This window comes from Streptomyces sp. NPDC007164 (assembly GCF_040634135.1).
Classification (GTDB): Bacteria; Actinomycetota; Actinomycetes; order Streptomycetales; family Streptomycetaceae; genus Streptomyces; species Streptomyces sanglieri.
This window is the reverse complement of sequence record NZ_JBEYFB010000084.1, coordinates 1-16487: the sequence shown is the minus strand read 5'-3', so window position 1 is coordinate 16487 and position 16487 is coordinate 1. Positions and strand designations below refer to the sequence as shown.

The following is a 16487-nucleotide window of genomic DNA, read 5'->3' as shown; positions in this document are numbered from 1 at the left end:
CACTCAACGCCTTCGACATCACCTTCGACGGCCGACTCACCGCCGGACGCCGGTAGAAACAATCAACCGAGTCCCACCGTTCGCTGTACAGACCCGTTCGGCGGGACCCCGGTTCGCCGTGTGCGCGGACTGGGCCGAGGCTGCCGCAGCGGCCCACGACATCGGCTACACGCTGGTGGAGACGGGACCGCTGAAGAACCCTCCGAAGGGATCGTTCTCGTCGATGGGCTGGATGTCGTCGATCGCCGCCGCCGGCCAATGCCTACAGGCCCTCGTCGACAGGGCCGGCGCTACCTGATGCGGCAGCCAACAGCTGGGTGGCGGCGAGTTCGCGATACAGGTCGTCGTCGTCCATCAGCGCGTGGTGGGTGCCAACGGCCCGGACCACGCCGTGTTCGAGGACGACGATCTGGTCCGCCTCGGTCACGGTGGACAGGCGGTGCGCGATGAGCAGCACCGTGCAGTGCTGGGCCAGGCTGGTGATCAGTTCGCTGAGCGCCTGTTCGTTGCGTGCGTCGAGCTGGGCGGTGGCCTCGTCCAGGAGCAGTACTTCCGGTCGGCGCAGCAGGGCACGCGCGATGGCCAGCCGTTGGCGTTCACCGCCGGAGAGGGTGACGCCCCTGGCTCCGACCGGTGTGTCCAGGCCCTTGTCCAACCGGGCTATCAGGCCGTCGAGCCGGGTGGCCCGCAGAGCCTCGGCGATGTGCTCGTCGGGGGCGTCCGGTGCCGCGTACAGCAGGTTGTCGCGGAGGGTGCCGGCCAGGGCGGGGGCGTCTTGCTCGACGTAGGCGATCCGGCGGCGTACCTCGGCGCGGGGAAGGGACGCGATGTCCTGCCCGCCGATACGCAGGCACCCTGCGGTGGGTTCGTAGAACCGCTGCAGCAGTGAGAACAGCGTGGTCTTCCCGGCGCCCGACAGGCCGACCAGTGCGGTCTGGGTACCGCCGGGGACGGTGAAGCTCACGCCGTGCAGCACCGGGGACCGGCCGGGGTAGGCGAATTCCACGCCGGCCACCTCCACCGTCGGGGGCGGGCCGGCCGGGGTGACGTCGGCGAGCTCCGAGTCGATGTCGTCCTCCAGGGCCATGACCGCCACCTGGTCTATGCGGCCGACGGCGCCGAGGCCTTGCTGGAGCATCGCCGCGCCGCCGACCAGTGAGGCGATCGGGCTCGCCAGGAAGAACACGTACAGCAGGAAGGCTATGAGCGCGGAGGCGTCCATGGTTCCATTGGCGACGAGCATCCCGCCGAGGCCGAGCACCACGAGGAACGCCGCCTGGATCGACGCGCCGCCGAGCATGGTGACGATCGCGCTGTAGCGCGCGCTGATCAGGCCCGCGCGGTAGGCGTCCTCCACGGCGTCCTGGGCCGCCTGCGTCTCGCGGCCTTCGGCGCCGTTGGCCTTGACCGTGCGGGTCGCTCCGAGCGAGCGGTCCAGGCGGGAACCGACGACACCGACCGCGCTCTGCTCGCGTGCAACGGCCCGCCGTATCCTGGGCAGCACGACGGTCATCACGACCCCGACGAGCCCGAGGACCACTACCGTCGCTACCAGCAACCCGAGGTGCAGGGTGGCCATCATGACCAGGGCTCCGACGAATGTCAGCAGCCCGTTGACCGACATGATCAGTCCATCGGTGGCGGCACTCTTGAGCAGGGTGCTGTCGGAAGTGACGCGTGCGATGAGGTCTCCGGGCGGGCGACGGTCGATCTCGGGCACACGCAGCCGGATCAGCCGGTGCACCAGGTCACGGCGGACATGACGGACCACGCGCTCGGACGTGCGCTGTTCAAGCCACGCGTTCGCCCCGGTCAGGAGCGCGCCCGCGACGAGCAGTGCCGCCAGCACGGTGATCGGTCGGGCAACGCTCCCACCATTGGCGAGCCGATCCAGGATGTCCTGGGCGAACTTCGGCTGGACGAGTCCGGAAACGCCGGCGAGCAGGCTCAGGACGAGGGACAGCGTCAGAGTGCGCCAGTGGGGCCGGGCGTAGCCGAGGAGCGATCCGAAGGTTCCCGGAGGGCTTTCGGTAGATGGGGTGTCATCCGTCATCGGATGCCTGTCCTCTCCTGCTTCCGCCCGCGCGTATGGCCGCCGACGGGCGGCTGGGGATGCGGCAGGAGACCTTCCAGGCGGTCGGCCGCGGCTGCGCTGCCGCCCGCTGCCCGGAACGAGAGGCCGATCGAATGCGCCGCGTCGCGGTATCCGGCGGCCTCGTCCAGGACCGTACCGACGGCGTCGGCAATGCGTCGCGCGTCGGCACGGCCGAAGCGCAGCCGGACGCCCGCGCCCGCGGCGGTGACCTGGCTCGCGACGATGGGCTGGTCGTCCCTGATGGGAGCAACCACCAGGGGGACGCCGTGCCACAGCGCCTCGCAGACGGTGTTGTGCCCGGCGTGGCAGACGACGGCGTCCACGCGTGCGAGCAACGGCAGTTGGGGCACGTGCGGGCGCAGCAGGATGTTCTCGCCCGCCTCGGTCACGGTGCCTGCTGGGTCGGCGACGACGGCGCGTATTCCGGGCAGGCCCGACAGCGCCTGGACTGCGGCGTTCAGGAACGGCCCGCTCGCGTCCGCGTTGGCGGTGCCCAGGCTGACGAGGACGGTGCGACCCGCCCCTTCCAACCATTCCCAAGGGAAGTCGGCCGATGCCGGACGGTCGGTGACGGACGGGCCCACCAGCCATACGTGTTCGGGAAGTGGGGCCGGGCCGAGCAGGGCGCTGGTGGTGTAGGCGAGGATGCCGTGCGGAGACATCCTCGGGTCGGCCGTGCCCCTCCCGCCCGCGACCCGACCGCGCAGTGCCTCGATGAGGCCGTCCAGCCAGGCCGCCACCTTGGGCATGCCCGCGAGCGGGTCGACAAGTTCGGCCGAGGTGGTCGCCGAGGTGACCCAGGTCAGGCCGAGCGACTCGGCGACGAGGCCGCCCGCGACGGTCTGCTGGTCGGCGATCACGACGTCCGGGCCGAACTCCTCGACGGCCGTGCGTATTCGGGGGGCCATGTGATCGGCGAGCGGGATCAGGAAACGCTCCCACAGGAACTGGAAGGCCGCGGGGCCCTTCAGGTCGGCGCTCCGGCTCGCGAGCTCCCCGGCGTTCTCCAGGGCCGGGTCGGGCAGCACGCAGGGAAACACGCGTGCGTCGGGTCCGGCCAGACGGTGAACCAGGTCGGCGGGTCCGGCCCAGGCGATGTCGTGCCCCCGCGCGGCGAGCACGGCCGCGGTGCCGACCGCCGGGTTGATGTGACCGACCAGGGGCGGCACGACGAACAGGAACCGGCTCATCTAGCCCGCCTTCACAGGGGTGTGGATGTCGTCCTCGAACCAGTCCAGAATCAGGCTGGCTGTCTCCGTCGTGCGCTCCACGAGCACCGAGTGCCCCTGGTCGGGCAGGACGACGGTGCGGCAGTGCTTGAGAGTGGCGGCCAAGTGGGCGGCTTGGCCGGAGAGTTTGGAGTCGGCGCCGTACAGGGCGAAGACGGGGCAGCGGATGTCGGCGAGCGCGTCGCCCAGAACCCGGCTGTGTGGGATGTCTTCGCCCAGTGTGGTGCCGTCCAGGAGCCGTCCGGCGAGTTGGAAGGGGCGCGCGTTGCGCTCGGGATCCTCGGCGAGCCAGGTGCGCACCTCCCTGACCACCAGTCCGCCTTCCTCCCCGGTGAGACCCTCGGCCATTTTCTCGGCCCACGACTTCACCGGCGGTTCGGATTCGATCGCGATGACGGACCGGACGCGGTCGGGCCGGGAAGCGGCCAGCCCGTAGGCGATGGCGCCGCCGAAGGAGTTGCCCACGACGTGTGCCGGGCGTTCCTCCTTCAGGGCGTCGAGGAGTCCGTCCAGGTCCGAGACGAAGTCCTCCAGGCGGTAGCCCGTGGCAGGACGGCTGGTGCGTCCGTGCCCCCGCAGGTCGTACATGAGGACGTCCATGCCCCGCTCGGCGAAGGCGGGGCCGAGCGAGAAGTAGTAACTCGCCAGGCTGTCGATGAGCAGGCCGTGGACCAGCACCACGAGGGGCGGCGGGTCCGAGGCCGGCGGACCGGCCGCGGGCATGCGCTGTACGTGTACGTCGAGTTCGCCGACACGGATCTTCGCCATGTTCAGACCGCCTCGGCCGCGGGCGCGGCAGGGAGGGACGCCACGACGTGGTGCACCAGGTCACCCACGGTCAGCTCGATGATCTCCTCGAGTCCGCGGTCCGCGATGAAGGCGGCGAGGTTGACCGTGTCGCCGTAGTGTTCGCGCAGCGCCGTCGAGAGCGTGACCAGGTCGATGCTCTCCAGTTCGAGGTCGTCATGGAATCGGGTGCTCATGGTGATCTCGGCGTCGGCGAACTCGTACTCGCCGAGCACCTCCTGCAGCATGACGGTCACCTCGTCCAGCACGGTCGTCACGAGCCGGGTGGGCGCTACGGCCTCGCAGCGTTCAGTGGTCATCGTCGCTCTCCTCATCGTGGGCGGTCGTCCAGGCGACGACGTAGTTCCTGGGGGGCAGTCCGGGTGGGTTGCTGACCGTCCGGTGATGGACGTGGTAGGTGTCGCCTCCGGTGCGGACAGTCAGTGCTGTGCCGGTGGCGGTGTGGATGCCGATGTTCTTCGGGGCTCCGGCCAGGCCGGTGCCGCGGGCCTTGCCGACTGCCTCCTTCGCGGTCCAGAAGCGGGTGAACCACAGGGCCTCGGGTTCGCCGGTATCGCGCGCCAGCGAAGCGAGCAGGTCCCGCTCCTGAGCGCCGAGCGCCGCCTCCAGGGTTCCGTCCGGACGCTCGATCACCTCTTCGATGTCGATGCCGCAGGGGCCACATCCGGCGATCGCGACCGCGGCCTCTGCCCGGTGCGCGAGGGAGACGTGGAGGTCAGGGAGGGCACGGCCGTACGCGCCGGTGACGTATGGGCGGCCTGTGGGTTCGTTGGCGATCCGTAGTTCCGAGGGGAAGATCCCGCCGCTTCCGGCGTCCCACAGTCGTCGGCGCACAGCGTCCTTGACCGCGATCCGGCCGAGCAGCCACTGGCGCCGGCCACGGGGGGCGTGCGCGTCGTAGGCGGTACGTTCCTCGCCGGCCAACATGTTCCGCATGATCAGCTCGCGGGTGGCCAGGTCGGGCCAGCGCTCATGAAGCAGGACCCAGCCGCCGGGCTGCGGCTCGGAGAGGGCGTGGTGCTCCGGCTCGCGGTCCACCCGGCGAATCTGTGCGTCGCTGTCGAAGCGGCGGTCGCGCCAGCCCTTGAACTCGGCCCATACCCGCCCCTGTTGGATCAGTTGCATGTCGGCTTCGAGTGTGGCGTCGGTGACGGAGACGATGCGGATGAGGCAGTCGAGCCGCTCGCCCGGCGTGGGGTGTGCGCCGTGGAAGCGGATCTCCCGCATGCCAACGGGGAAAACGATGGTTCGGGTGGGCAGTTGGGACATGATCCAGTAGCCGAGCAGTTGGCCGACGTTGTCCAGCAGGGCTCCCGGGGCGGGCGGGGTGGTGATGACTCCTCGTACGTGCGCGTCGCCGATCGCGGTCAGTTCGGTGACGCCCTGGAAGCGTGGTCCGTGGAACATCCAGCGACGGGTGTACAGCTCACGTGCCGTCAGGTCGCAGGGACGCTCCTGGTCCTCGGGGAAGGTCCAGGCGGCGGCCGGCCGGGGATCACGGTCCTGCGCGAGTTCGACGGTGGCCTCGGCGTACGGGCCGAGAGTGGCCGTCACCCGGGTCGCTCCCGAGGGGTGCGGAGGCTGGGGGGTGACGTGTACGGGAATGTCCACCGCTGGGACGGCGGTGATCCACTGGTTGAGCCGGACGTCGTGGACGGCCACCGCGCGCAGGCCGGGTGCTGCCCGCTCGGCGTAGTCCATCAGGTGCCCGATGACGGTGGTGCCGGGCACGACGGGCCAGCGGTCCGCCGGAGCAGCCTGCGGCGGTTGCTTGAAGAAGCAGTGGTCGAGCACATACGGCATGGTGTCGATCGAGACCCGCAGCGATGTCCGCAGTTCGCCTGGGGTAGCTGGTGGCGGGCCTCCGGGTCCGGCCGGCCGGGGCGCGGGAGCGTACGCAGCAGCCCGGGGCGTGGTGGATCGCGGGTCGTAGTGGTGGCCCGCGGTGAGGACATCCGCCGCGAGCGCCGCAGTGTCGTCGAGCAGTGCGGAGAAGTCTGCGGCCAGCGGGTCCTCGGCGGCGAGGGCATCGAGGGCGGAGGTCCGTGCGCCGTGCGCCGCCCGGCGCGGCGGGGCCAGGGCGGCGCCGACCGCCGTGCGTGTGGGCTCGTCGAGGGAGATCAGCGCTCCGCCGAGGTCGAGCCGGACCGGGCGGTGCGCGGCCCTGCGCGCAGGAGTGGGGCGGAGCACTGTCGTGTCCGGCTCGGCTCCGTCGGCCCACAGGGCTGTGGCCACGCGGCGCAGTTGGGGAAGGCCGGAGCGGTGCGGGGAGTGGGCTGCGACCACGAGGTGGTCGGAGTCTCGCAGTGTGTCCGCGATCAGCGAGCCGACTTGGCCGGCTCCCAGCTGGACGAAGGCGCGGAAGCCGGCCGCGTACATGTTCTCGATCAGCCGGCGGAAACGGACCGGTTCCAGGAGATGCCGTACGAACAGCTTGCGTATCTCTTCCGGTCGCGAGGGGTACTCCCCCACCGTGGTGGCGGACCAGACCGGCAGCCGGGCGGGGTGCAGTGTGTAGGTGTCCGCCGCCTTGCGTATCGGGTCCAGATACGGCCGGAGCATGGGTGTGTGGAACCCTGAGCGGAACGGCAGGACCTGTGAGATCGCGCCTTCTTCGCGGAAGTGGTCGACGAAATCGCCGACCGCGGCCGACGGGCCGCAGATCATGGACTGGTGAGGGGCGTTGTCGTGCGAGAGGACGACCTGCGTCTGTCCGGCGAGAGCATTCATGACGTGGTCGGCGGGCGCACCGATCACCGCGAAGGCCAGGCCCGGCACACGCAGTGCGTCCGGATCGAACGAGGCCAGGAAGGTGTCGACCTCCTGCGGGGCGTGAATACCGGCGACCGCCATTGCGGTCCATTCGCCGAGGCTGTGTCCGGCGAGCGCGTCGGGCTCGACACCCATCCGCTCCAGTGCGGTGTTCAGGAGACGGCCGAGTTGGAATACGCCGGTGCCTTGTCGGCCTATGTCGCCGACCCTGACATCAGTGCCGGAAAGCGACTGCGGCAGGCCGAAGTGGCGTGCGACGTCCTCGCAGTTGGAGTCGAACTCGGCTTCGAGGCCGGGAAAGATGAAGGCGAGACGGCCACCGGTGTCCCCCAGCAGCGGCTCGGGGACGAACCACAGGTCGTTTCTGCCGCGCCACGGCCGACCCCGGTCGACCACCTTGCGGGCCAGCGCCAGACGTTTGGCCGTGGGGTCCACCACACCGAGCCGGACGGGGCCGGCGGGATCGGGCCCGGTCCGGTCCGACGCGGTGGCGAGGAGCGCCGCGTCATCACGGTCCAGCAGGCGTGCCAGTTCGGCGGGTGCTGTGGCTGCCAACCGCAGCACCCGTTCGGGCTCGCGCACGACGATCGCCGACATACCGGTGCCGGACTGAGCGGCGATGGATGCGGGTTGTTCCAGTACGACATGGGCGTTGATGCCGCCGAAGCCAAAGGCATTCACCGCAGCGCGGCGTACTGGGCTTTGGGTGTCGGTCACCCACGGTTCCGCGGCGGCCGCGGTGGTGAAGCGGGTGCGTGCGAGTGCAGGGTGCGGGTCGTCGCAGTGCAGGGTCGGCGGGAGGACGCCATGGTGGACGGCGAGTGCGGCCTTGATGAGCCCGGCGATCCCTGCGGCCGGCATGGTGTGACCAATCATGGACTTCACCGAGCCGATCACACCACGGGGCGCGTCGCCCGGTGGGCCGAAGACCGCGGCGACCGTCTCCAGTTCGATGGTGTCGCCCGCCGGGGTGGCGGTGCCGTGGGCTTCGAGCAGCCCCACGGAGCCGGGCTCGGCGGGGTCCCGGCCGGCACTGCGCCATGCCTGGCGGATCGCCTCGGCCTGGCCCGCGGAGTCAGGGCTGAGCAGACTGCCGGTGCGGCCGTCGCCCGCGACGCCGGTGCCGGTGATCACGGCGTAGATCCGGTCGCCGTCGCGCTCGGCGTCGGCGAGCCGCTTGAGCACCACGACGCCGGTGCCCTCGCCTATGAGCACCCCGTCGGCGTCCCGGTGGAACGGCCTGATGCGCTCGCTCCGGGACAAGGCACCGAGTTGGGAGAACACACTCCACAGCGTGATGTCGTGGCAGTGGTGAACTCCCCCGGCCAGGACGATGTCGCACCGGCCGCTCTCCAGCTCATGGGCGGCGTGGTCGACCGCGATGAGCGAGGAAGCGCAGGCGGCGTCCACCGTGTAGGCCGGGCCCCGCAGGTCAAGCCGGTTGGCCAGCCGGGAGGCGGCCAGGTTGGGCACGAGGCCGATGGCCGACTCCGGTGCCTCTGGGCCCAGTTGGTCGGTGAAGGCGCGGCGTACTTCCTCAAGGTGCTGTTCCCCCACGTCCGGCAGGAGTTCCCGCAGCGTGTGCACGAGCTGCCCTGCGGTACGCACCCGCTGATCCAGGCGTACCAGGCCGGGGGTGAGATAGCCACCACGGCCCAGGATCACTCCGGTGCGGCGCCGGTCGGCAAGGATACGGTCGGCGCCGCCGGCGTCCTGGACCGCCTGGGACGCCACCCGCAGCACGATCAGTTGGTCGGGCTCGGTGGTATGCACGGAGGCGGGCATGACACCGAAGGCGGTGACATCGACGTCGGCGAGACCGTCGATGAAACCTCCGCGCCGGCAATAGACCCGGTCAGCACGGCGTTCGGTATCCGGCGCGTAGTACGCGGCGTCCCAGCGGGCCGTTGGGGCATCGGTGATCGCATCGACGCCCTGGACGATGTTGCGCCAGTACGTGTCGAGGTCGGGCGCTCCCGGGAAGAGCGCGGCCATGCCGACGATGGCGATCGGACAATTTCCGCGCATCGCCGCGGTCACCACCCCGAGGCGGTGTAGACGACTGCGGTGCTCTCCTGCGGGCCCCAGGCCAGTTCGCGCAGCAGGCCGGCGGCGCCCTCGTCGGGGTCGATGAGGCTGATACCGCGTGCCGCATAGGCGCGCATTAGCTCCGGGGTGACCATGCCGTTGTTCGTGCCGGTGGGCGCCCAGGGACCCCAGTGGACGGTGAGCCCGCGGCGGTCGGTCCCGTCGGCCCAGTCGTGGCCGATGGCTTCGAGGGCGTCGTTGGCGGCAGAGTAGTCGGTCTGGCCACGGTTGCCCAGGGTGGCCGCGATGCTGCCGAACAGCACCGCGAGGCGGGGACCGTGCGAGAGCCCGCTGACGGCGTCGAGCACGGTCCTGGCGCCGTCGGTCTTGGTGCTGAAGACCCGGTGGAAGGACTCCGGGGACTTCTCGGCGAACAGCCTGTCCTCGATCACACCGGCTGCGTAGACGACTGCGTCGAGTCTGCCGTGCTCGGTGTGGACGTTCTTCACGGCACGGTGCACGGCCTCGGCGTCGAGCACGTCCACGCAGTGGTAACGCACGCGGCTGCCCAGCCGGGTGAGTCGGCGGACAGTGTCACGGACCTCGCGCTCGGCCTGGATCCTTGCGATCTCCCGCTCGACTTGAGCCGGGGACTTCAGGCCGCCCGCGATGAGCTCGGCCCGCAGTTCGACATCGGTGGTGGCGGCCGTTGCGGGGGCGTCCTCCGGGAAGGGGACCGGGGTGCGGCCGAAGAGTTCCAGGCGGCAGCGGGCGGCGGTGGCGAGCGCGGTGGCGAAGTGGGCGGTGATGCCCCGTGCCCCGCCGACGAGGAGCACCACCGACTCGTGGTCGAGTCCGAGGGCCGCGGTCTCGGCGGCGCCGTCGTCGGAGGGACCGGCTCCGGTGCTGCCCAGGACGCCGCGGTCGGTCTCGGTCATCCGCAGCCCGCGGCGGGTGTCCCCCGTGCGCAGCACGACCGGCTCACGGTCGGCGGAGGTCAGCTCCGCGACGATCGCGTCGGCCGCTGCGGATGGGTCTGCTCCGGTGGGCTGTTCGACGACGCGGGCAATGGTCTGCGGGTACTCGCGGGACAGCGCGCGAAAGAATCCGCGCAGCCCTTCGGCGGCACCGGCGGCAAGCACCCAGCGCGGGCCGGTGGCCAGGGCGGCCTGGTAGAGGGGGACGGCGCCGGGCAGCACCGGTTCGTGAGCCGGGCCGCCGTCCGGGGAAGCGAGGTGGATCAGACCGTCGAAGGGGCCGCCATCGGGTATCCGGGTGGCGGTCACCGCCCGGGCACCGTAGGAGTCGAGCCGCTCGGCGACGGCCAGCGCGAGGGGGCCTTCGCCGATGATCAGAAAGGTGCGTCCGACGAGTTCGGTGGGCTCCGGGGCGGCGGGCTCGAGATCGAACTCTGTCATCACCAGCCTCTTCGGGGCCGTAACAGCAGGTTCTAGGCTGGGGGCGGCCGAGTTGTCCGTCGCGGACTCGGGAGCGGCAATCTCGGGCGATAGGGAGTCGTCCTGCCGTGCGGCGACGATCAGTTCGGCGATGCCCGCCGCCGTGCGCGCCTTGGCCAGCTCCTCCATGTCGACGCCGTCGGCGGTGGGCAGGTGGAGCCGTCGGGCGAGCTGACCGGCGATCTCGGCGCGCTTGATGGAGTCGACGCTCAGGTCGGCCTCCAGGTCCAGATCGGGTTCGATCATGTCAGCCGGGTAGCCGGTTCGTTCGCCGATCACCTCCAGGACGGCCGCGAGGACCGCGTCCTCGGTCAGTTCGGCCTGCGCCGGGTCCGGGGCGGGCTCCGGAGCGGCGGGCTCCTGGACCGCTGCCGCGACGGGTGCTGCAGGCGCGGGGAGCACTCTCGCCGTCAGCTCGCGGGGCGCGTACTCCACGGGCACCGGGCCGGGCCGGGCACCGGGGTCGGCGCCGAGGTAGCCCAGCAGGACGTCGCGTTGAGCGGCGAGCATCTCCCGGCTGGTGCGAAGGAATTCGCTGATGAGAGCCTCGCCGCCGGTCCCCGTCGCACTGTGGGCGGTGTCGGGGTGGAGCACATGTCCATGGTCTCCGTGTTTGCCGGAACGGGTGGTCACAAGGGCCTCCGGGATGCGTTGGGCGGGGTGCAGGGCTGTGGCGGGGATGGTGCCGTCGGCGGTACGGACAAGGTGGCCGTCGACGGTCCAGCCCGCGCGCCTGCGGCGGGGGGCCTGGGCGGCGTCGACCGCGTCGCGGCCCTGGAACAGCCAACCGGTGCGCACGTCGGCCCCTGCAACGGCGAGTTCGGCGAGCGCGGCCAGGAAGCCGGTCAGGCCCGTGCGGCGCCGGGCCTCCAGGGTGACAGTGCGGTGTCGGCGGTCGCCGAGGATCTCGGTGACCTGCCGGGTCAGCACTGCGCCGGGGCCCGCCTCGACGAAGGTCCGGGCCCCTGCCTCGTACATGGCCTCGATCTGCTCGACGAAGCGGACCGGCGCGCCGATCTGGGCGGCCAGTTCGGCGCGTATCGCCTCGGGGGTAGTGGGGTAGACCGCGGCGGTGCGGTTGGACCACACCGGGATCGACGGCGTTTCCAGCGGCACCGGGGCCAGCGTCGCTGCGAAGGTGTCGCCCGCGGCGGCGACCAGGGGGCTGTGGAAGGCGCAGGCCACGGGGATCCGTGTCGCCTTCAGTCCTTGCGTGCGCAGCCGCTCCACGGCGGTCTCCACGTCATCGGTGGGGCCGGCTATCACCGTCTGGCGGGGTGAGTTGTGGTTGGCGACGACGACGGACCCGGCGACGCCTGCCTTCTCCAGGGCGGCGGTGACCTGCGGTGCCGAGGCGGTGACCGCGGCCATGGTGCCGGGGTCGCCGGCGCCGGCGGCGGCGACGACGGATTCGGCTCGTGCCCTGCTGCACCAGAGCAGCTCCTCGGGACCGAGTGCGCCGGCCGCGGTGAGGGCGGCGAGTTCGCCGTAGCTGTGTCCGGCTGTCATGTCCGGGCGGACGCCGACCCGGCCGAGCAGATGGTGAGCGGCGAGTGCGGTGATGCCGAGCGCGGGCTGAGCTACGCGGGTGTCGGTGACTCGGTCGGCCTGGGCCTGGCGTCCGGCTTCGTCGAAGCCGGCGGGTGGGAAGAGGGCCGCCGCGGCGGCCTCGTCGAGGCGCAGGAAGCGCTGGAGTTCAGGGAAGGAAACGAATAGGTCGGCGAGCATCCCGGGGCGCTGGCTGCCCTGTCCGGGGAAGAGGAAGGCTGTCTTTCCTGATTCGGTACCGTCCGCGAGATGGATGCCGTCGTCGGGGGCATGCTCGCCTTCGACGGCCCGGCGCAGCGCTGCGGTCAACTCCACTACGGAGGAGGCCAGTACGGCGATGCGGGTGGGCAGGCCGCGCACGGCCGCGAGGTCGGCGCGTCGGGAGGCCGCCAGGGCGAGGTCCCGCAGGCGGGGCGGCTGGTGCGCCGTGTGGTCGGCCTCGGCGAGTACGAGGAGTTCCCGGGCGGCCTTGGCGGCGGCATCTCGATCGGCGCCTCGGAAGGTGAACAGTTCGGCGGGCCACTCGTCGCGGGCGTGGATGGGTGGGGCGCCATCGTCGTGGGCACGCAGGACGACGTGGAAATTGGTTCCGCCGAAACCGAAGGCGCTCACGCCGGCGACGCGTTCGGCGGGCGGCGCGGGCCAAGGCCTGGCCCGGGTGTGGAAGGCGAAGGGGCTGGTGCGTTCGTCCCAAGCGGGGTTCGGCTGCCGCAGGTGCAGCGTGGGGGGCTTGACGCCGTGGTGCAGCGCGAGCGTGGCCTTGATCAGTCCGGCGAGACCCGCTGCACACTTGGTGTGGCCGATCTGGGACTTCACCGAACCGAGGGCACAGCCGCCGCGGTCTGCTCCGGCCTGGGTGAAGATCTCGGTCAGGGCGCTCAGTTCGGTGCGGTCGCCGACGACCGTGCCGGTCCCATGGGCCTCGACCACGCCGACCTCGGCCGGTGAGATCCCGGCGTTTCGGTAGGCCCGCGAGAGTGCCTTGCTCTGGCCGTCGGCACGCGGCGCGGTGAGGCCGAGGGCCCGGCCGTCGCTGGAGCTGCCGACGCCCTTGACGACGGCGTAGATCCGGTCGCCGTCCCGTTCGGCGTCGGCGAGCCGCTTGAGGACCACGCAGGCCACTCCCTCGCCGAGCGCGATGCCGTCGCCGGAACGGTCGAAGGGCGCGGAACGGCCGGTGGGGGACAGCGCGTGCGCCGAGGCGAAGAGCAGGTAGTCGTTGATGCCGTTGTGCAGGTCGGCGCCTCCGCACAGCACCAGGTCGCTGGTGCCGGCCGTCAGTTCCTTGCAGGCCACGTCGACCGCGGCGAGGGAGGAGGCGCAGGCGGCATCGACCGTGTAGTTGGCCCCTTGGAGATCCAGGCGGTTCGCGATCCTTCCGGCGATGACGTTGGCGAGGATGCCTGGGAAGGAGTCCTCGGTCAGGCGCGGCAACTGGGCGTCCAGCTCGGGCGGAAGCTGTCCGAGGTAGGAGGGCAGGACCGTGCGGAGCGTCATGTTGTTCGACAGATCACTTCCCGCCTCGGCCCCGAACACAACGGAAGCTCGCTCCCGTCGGAAGGGGCGGTCGGTGTAACCGGCGTCGGCGAGGGCGCGTCGCGCCACGTCGAGGGCCAGCAGCTGGACGGGTTCGATGCTCGGCAAGGAGGCGGGCGGGATGCCGTAGTCCAGGGGTTCGAAGGGGATCTCGGGCAGGAAGCCGCCCCAGCGCGAGGGGGTGTGCTCCCCCGCCCCGTCCTCGGCGTAGTACACGGAGGGATCCCAGCGTGAGGTGGGCACCTCGGTGACGGCATCGGTGCCGGCCAGCACGTGCCCCCAGAACGAGGCCAGATCGGGTGCCTTGGGGAACACGCAGGCCATCCCGACGATGGCGATGTCCAGTGGCTCACAAGCGGCTGCCGGTCCGTCCGGCCCGGTGTCGAGGGCAGCCTTGCGTCGGTCGAGGAAGGTCTGCGCACCAGTGGTGACCGAGTCGTGCAGCGCGGCGACGGTGGTGACCTCCGACCGCAGGACGGCAACCTGCCCGGCCATGAACATGCCCTCGGAGAGCTGCCGGTCCTCATCGACCTCGGACAGTTCTTCACCGACACGTTCGATGCCCTTGCTCGCCAACCGCAGTCGGCCGACGTTGAGTTGCTCCAGCCGCTCCCATGCTTCGCGGCTGGGTGCGTCACCGGCCCACAGCTGCTCCTTGAAGGCCACGAACTCGTCGGTGAAGGGGCTGCGCACACAGCGGGTGGCGTGGCCGGGGGCGGTTTCCAGCAGTTCGGTGTGCTCGGCGTCGACCATCTGCTGCTGGAAGAGCGGCTGTACCGCGCCTGCCGCGACGGCCTCCTCGGTGAAGAGGTAGGCGGTACCCATGAGGACACCGGACGCGACGCCCCGCGCGGCCAGGGGGGCGGCCAGGGCGGCGACCATGGCCGCGGACCGCTCGTCGTGCACGCCGCCGGCGAACAGCAGTTGGAGTTCGGCGGCGGCTTCCTTCCCGGCAGCTGCGAGGAAGTCGTCCACCACGTCGAGCTGCGCCTGCCACAGCGGGAAGCTGGCGCGGGGGCCGACGTGGCCGCCGCACTCGGCGCCTTCGAAGACGAACTTGCGTGCACCCGATTCAAGGAACTGGTCCAACAGTCCGGGCGAGGGCACATGCAGAAAGGTCGAGATGCCGGCCTCCTCGAGAGCCACGGCCTGCGCGGGACGACCGCCGGCGATGATGGCGTGCGAGGGACGGACCTCCCGGATGACCTCCAGCTGGGCTTCCTTGATCTCCTCGTCGGCGAAGCCGAGGACTCCGACACCCCAGGGCGCGTCGCCCAGGGTGCTGCGGGTCTCTTCCAGCACCGCTCGGGTCTGCTCCGCGCCGGACACGGCGAGCGCGATGAACGGTAAGGCGCCCTCTGCGGCCACGGCGGCGGCGAATGCTGCCTGGTCGCTCACCCGTGTCATCGGCCCCTGAACAACAGGGAGTCGAGTGCCGAGAGCCCGGCTGCCCATGCTGTCCGGCCCGAGTACGGGCACACCGCCGGAGAGCGCGTCGCTCACCGCGGCGCGTATGCCACGGATCGCTGCGCCCAGTGTGCCCCAGCGTCGTTGGAAGCGGACCGGCAGGAACGCGTCCTGGCCTATCTCCAGGGGGGGTGCGGCGTCAATCGAGCCGGGGACGCGCCGCCGCAACACGCGTAGACCGTCGTCGACCACAGTCTCCGAGCCGTCGAGTCCGCTGAGCGCGCTGGTGACCTCCGCGGGGAGTTCCGCCTCGGCGAGCAGCGCGGTCTGGGTGTCAAGGACCACACCGACGGCGCCGCCGGCGACCGCAGCCGCCGCGGTGTGCGCGCCGATTCCGCCGCAGGCCCATACCGGCAGCCCGTCGGCTTCGTCCGCGAGCAGCTGCTGCAGCAGCACGAACGTGCTCAACTCGCCCACCCGGCCACCGGCTTCATGACCGCGGGCGACCAGTCCGTGGGCCCCGGCCGCCACGGCATCTCGCGCCTCGGAGCCGGAGGTCACTTCGGCCAGCACGCGGCGCCCGGGGAAGTCGGCGGCGGTCGTTGTCGCCCCGGCGGCGAGGACCACGGTGTGGACACAGGCAGGAAGGTCCGGCGCGAGGATGCCATTCCCCTCGCCCAGCCGTACACCGAATCCGGAGCGCGACCACTCGGCGGCCAGACCCAACTGCTCACGGGCGGACCGGGCATCACCCGTCAGGTCGAGTACTCCCAGGCCGCCCGCACGTGCGACGGCCGCGGTGAACCGTGCCGACGCGACACCGAACGGATGCACTGCGAGGACGAGATCGGCAGTCGTGGACATGCCACGATCAGTGCCGACACAGGGCGTGCGCATGGAAACACTCCAGGGGACGAGAAGGCGCGCGAAATCGAATATCCAGAAACGACGCCAGTCGCTCTCCTTGCAGGACACGCGAAAGCACGCGAGCCTGACTCGGTCTCGAAAAGAGGAGCGATCTGTCGCGAATCAAGCGCCTCAGAGAGGGTGGGGGGTAAGGCATTCGAGGGCAGGCAGTCGCGATCGTACTACGGAGTACGACAATCCACTCGACGTTCTCGGTAACAGCTTGACATCTGCGGATTGAATTGCCGAGGCCGCCGAGTTCACAACACCTCTTGACACGAGTCGACCCGACCATGAAGTGATTTATCAAAGTTGCAACAAAATTTCCGAAATCGCCTGAACATACCGTTATGAATGCACAGATGTGATCCACATGAATGCACATTCACCATTCGTGACAACCAGCACCCCGCAACGCGGCGCACAGACACCCGGCGCTCGGCAGGCCATGGCAGCTCGCAACACATGGATTCCGCCAACCTTGGCTGGCACACCCATATTGATGAAGGCGGGGGCTGCGTGATCATTCATCCACGTTGATCGCCGGATCCAATCCGACAGAAGTCGCGAGAAGGACCGATACCCCTGACTTTCTGAACAGTCTCTCAGCTTGTTCTTTATCTACCAAGAACGGCCAGGCCTGCCGATGGCCTTGAGGGTCTCGGGACGTTTGACGGTTTTGCCGACGTCGTAGCGGGGTGC

6 protein-coding genes are annotated in these 16487 nt (G+C 70.6%); all 6 read right to left on the bottom strand.

Going from position 1 to position 16487, the window contains the following annotated elements; all coding sequences use genetic code 11:
• Positions 1 to 262 precede the first annotated feature (262 nt).
• Genes ABZ622_RS40095 through ABZ622_RS40070 form a run of 6 tightly spaced genes read right to left on the bottom strand, consistent with a single transcriptional unit; the run spans position 263 to position 15743 of the window.
• Positions 263 to 2053, bottom strand: coding sequence for an ABC transporter ATP-binding protein (locus tag ABZ622_RS40095; RefSeq protein ID WP_360552006.1), 1791 nt, complete (start codon positions 2051 to 2053; stop codon positions 263 to 265).
• Positions 2050 to 3285, bottom strand: a complete 1236-nt coding sequence (locus tag ABZ622_RS40090) for a glycosyltransferase (RefSeq protein WP_360552004.1) — start codon at positions 3283 to 3285, stop codon at positions 2050 to 2052. Before ABZ622_RS40090 ends, ABZ622_RS40095 begins: the two co-directional genes overlap by 4 nt.
• Positions 3286 to 4092, bottom strand: a complete 807-nt coding sequence (locus ABZ622_RS40085; protein WP_360552002.1) for an alpha/beta hydrolase — start codon at positions 4090 to 4092, stop codon at positions 3286 to 3288.
• Between the two features lie 2 nt (positions 4093 to 4094).
• Entirely contained in the window at positions 4095 to 4430 is a 336-nt protein-coding gene (locus ABZ622_RS40080; RefSeq protein WP_360552000.1) for a phosphopantetheine-binding protein, read from the bottom strand.
• Positions 4420 to 8931, bottom strand: coding sequence for a beta-ketoacyl synthase N-terminal-like domain-containing protein (locus ABZ622_RS40075; protein WP_360551998.1), 4512 nt, complete (start codon positions 8929 to 8931; stop codon positions 4420 to 4422). The genes ABZ622_RS40080 and ABZ622_RS40075 overlap by 11 nt, the downstream gene beginning before the upstream one ends.
• Positions 8932 to 8939: 8 nt before the next feature.
• Entirely contained in the window at positions 8940 to 15743 is a 6804-nt protein-coding gene (locus ABZ622_RS40070) for an SDR family NAD(P)-dependent oxidoreductase (RefSeq protein WP_360551997.1), read from the bottom strand.
• Positions 15744 to 16487 lie beyond the last annotated feature (744 nt).

Excerpts from the sequence above, each read along its gene's own strand:
- ABZ622_RS40075 (WP_360551998.1), bottom strand. The coding sequence starts at position 8,931 with ATGCGCGGAAATTGTCCGATCGCCATCGTCGGCATGGCCGCGCTCTTC.
- ABZ622_RS40070 (WP_360551997.1), bottom strand. The coding sequence starts at position 15,743 with ATGTCCACGACTGCCGATCTCGTCCTCGCAGTGCATCCGTTCGGTGTC.
- ABZ622_RS40090 (WP_360552004.1), bottom strand. The coding sequence starts at position 3,285 with ATGAGCCGGTTCCTGTTCGTCGTGCCGCCCCTGGTCGGTCACATCAAC.
- ABZ622_RS40095 (WP_360552006.1), bottom strand. The coding sequence starts at position 2,053 with ATGACGGATGACACCCCATCTACCGAAAGCCCTCCGGGAACCTTCGGA.
- ABZ622_RS40085 (WP_360552002.1), bottom strand. The coding sequence starts at position 4,092 with ATGGCGAAGATCCGTGTCGGCGAACTCGACGTACACGTACAGCGCATG.
- ABZ622_RS40080 (WP_360552000.1), bottom strand. The coding sequence starts at position 4,430 with ATGACCACTGAACGCTGCGAGGCCGTAGCGCCCACCCGGCTCGTGACG.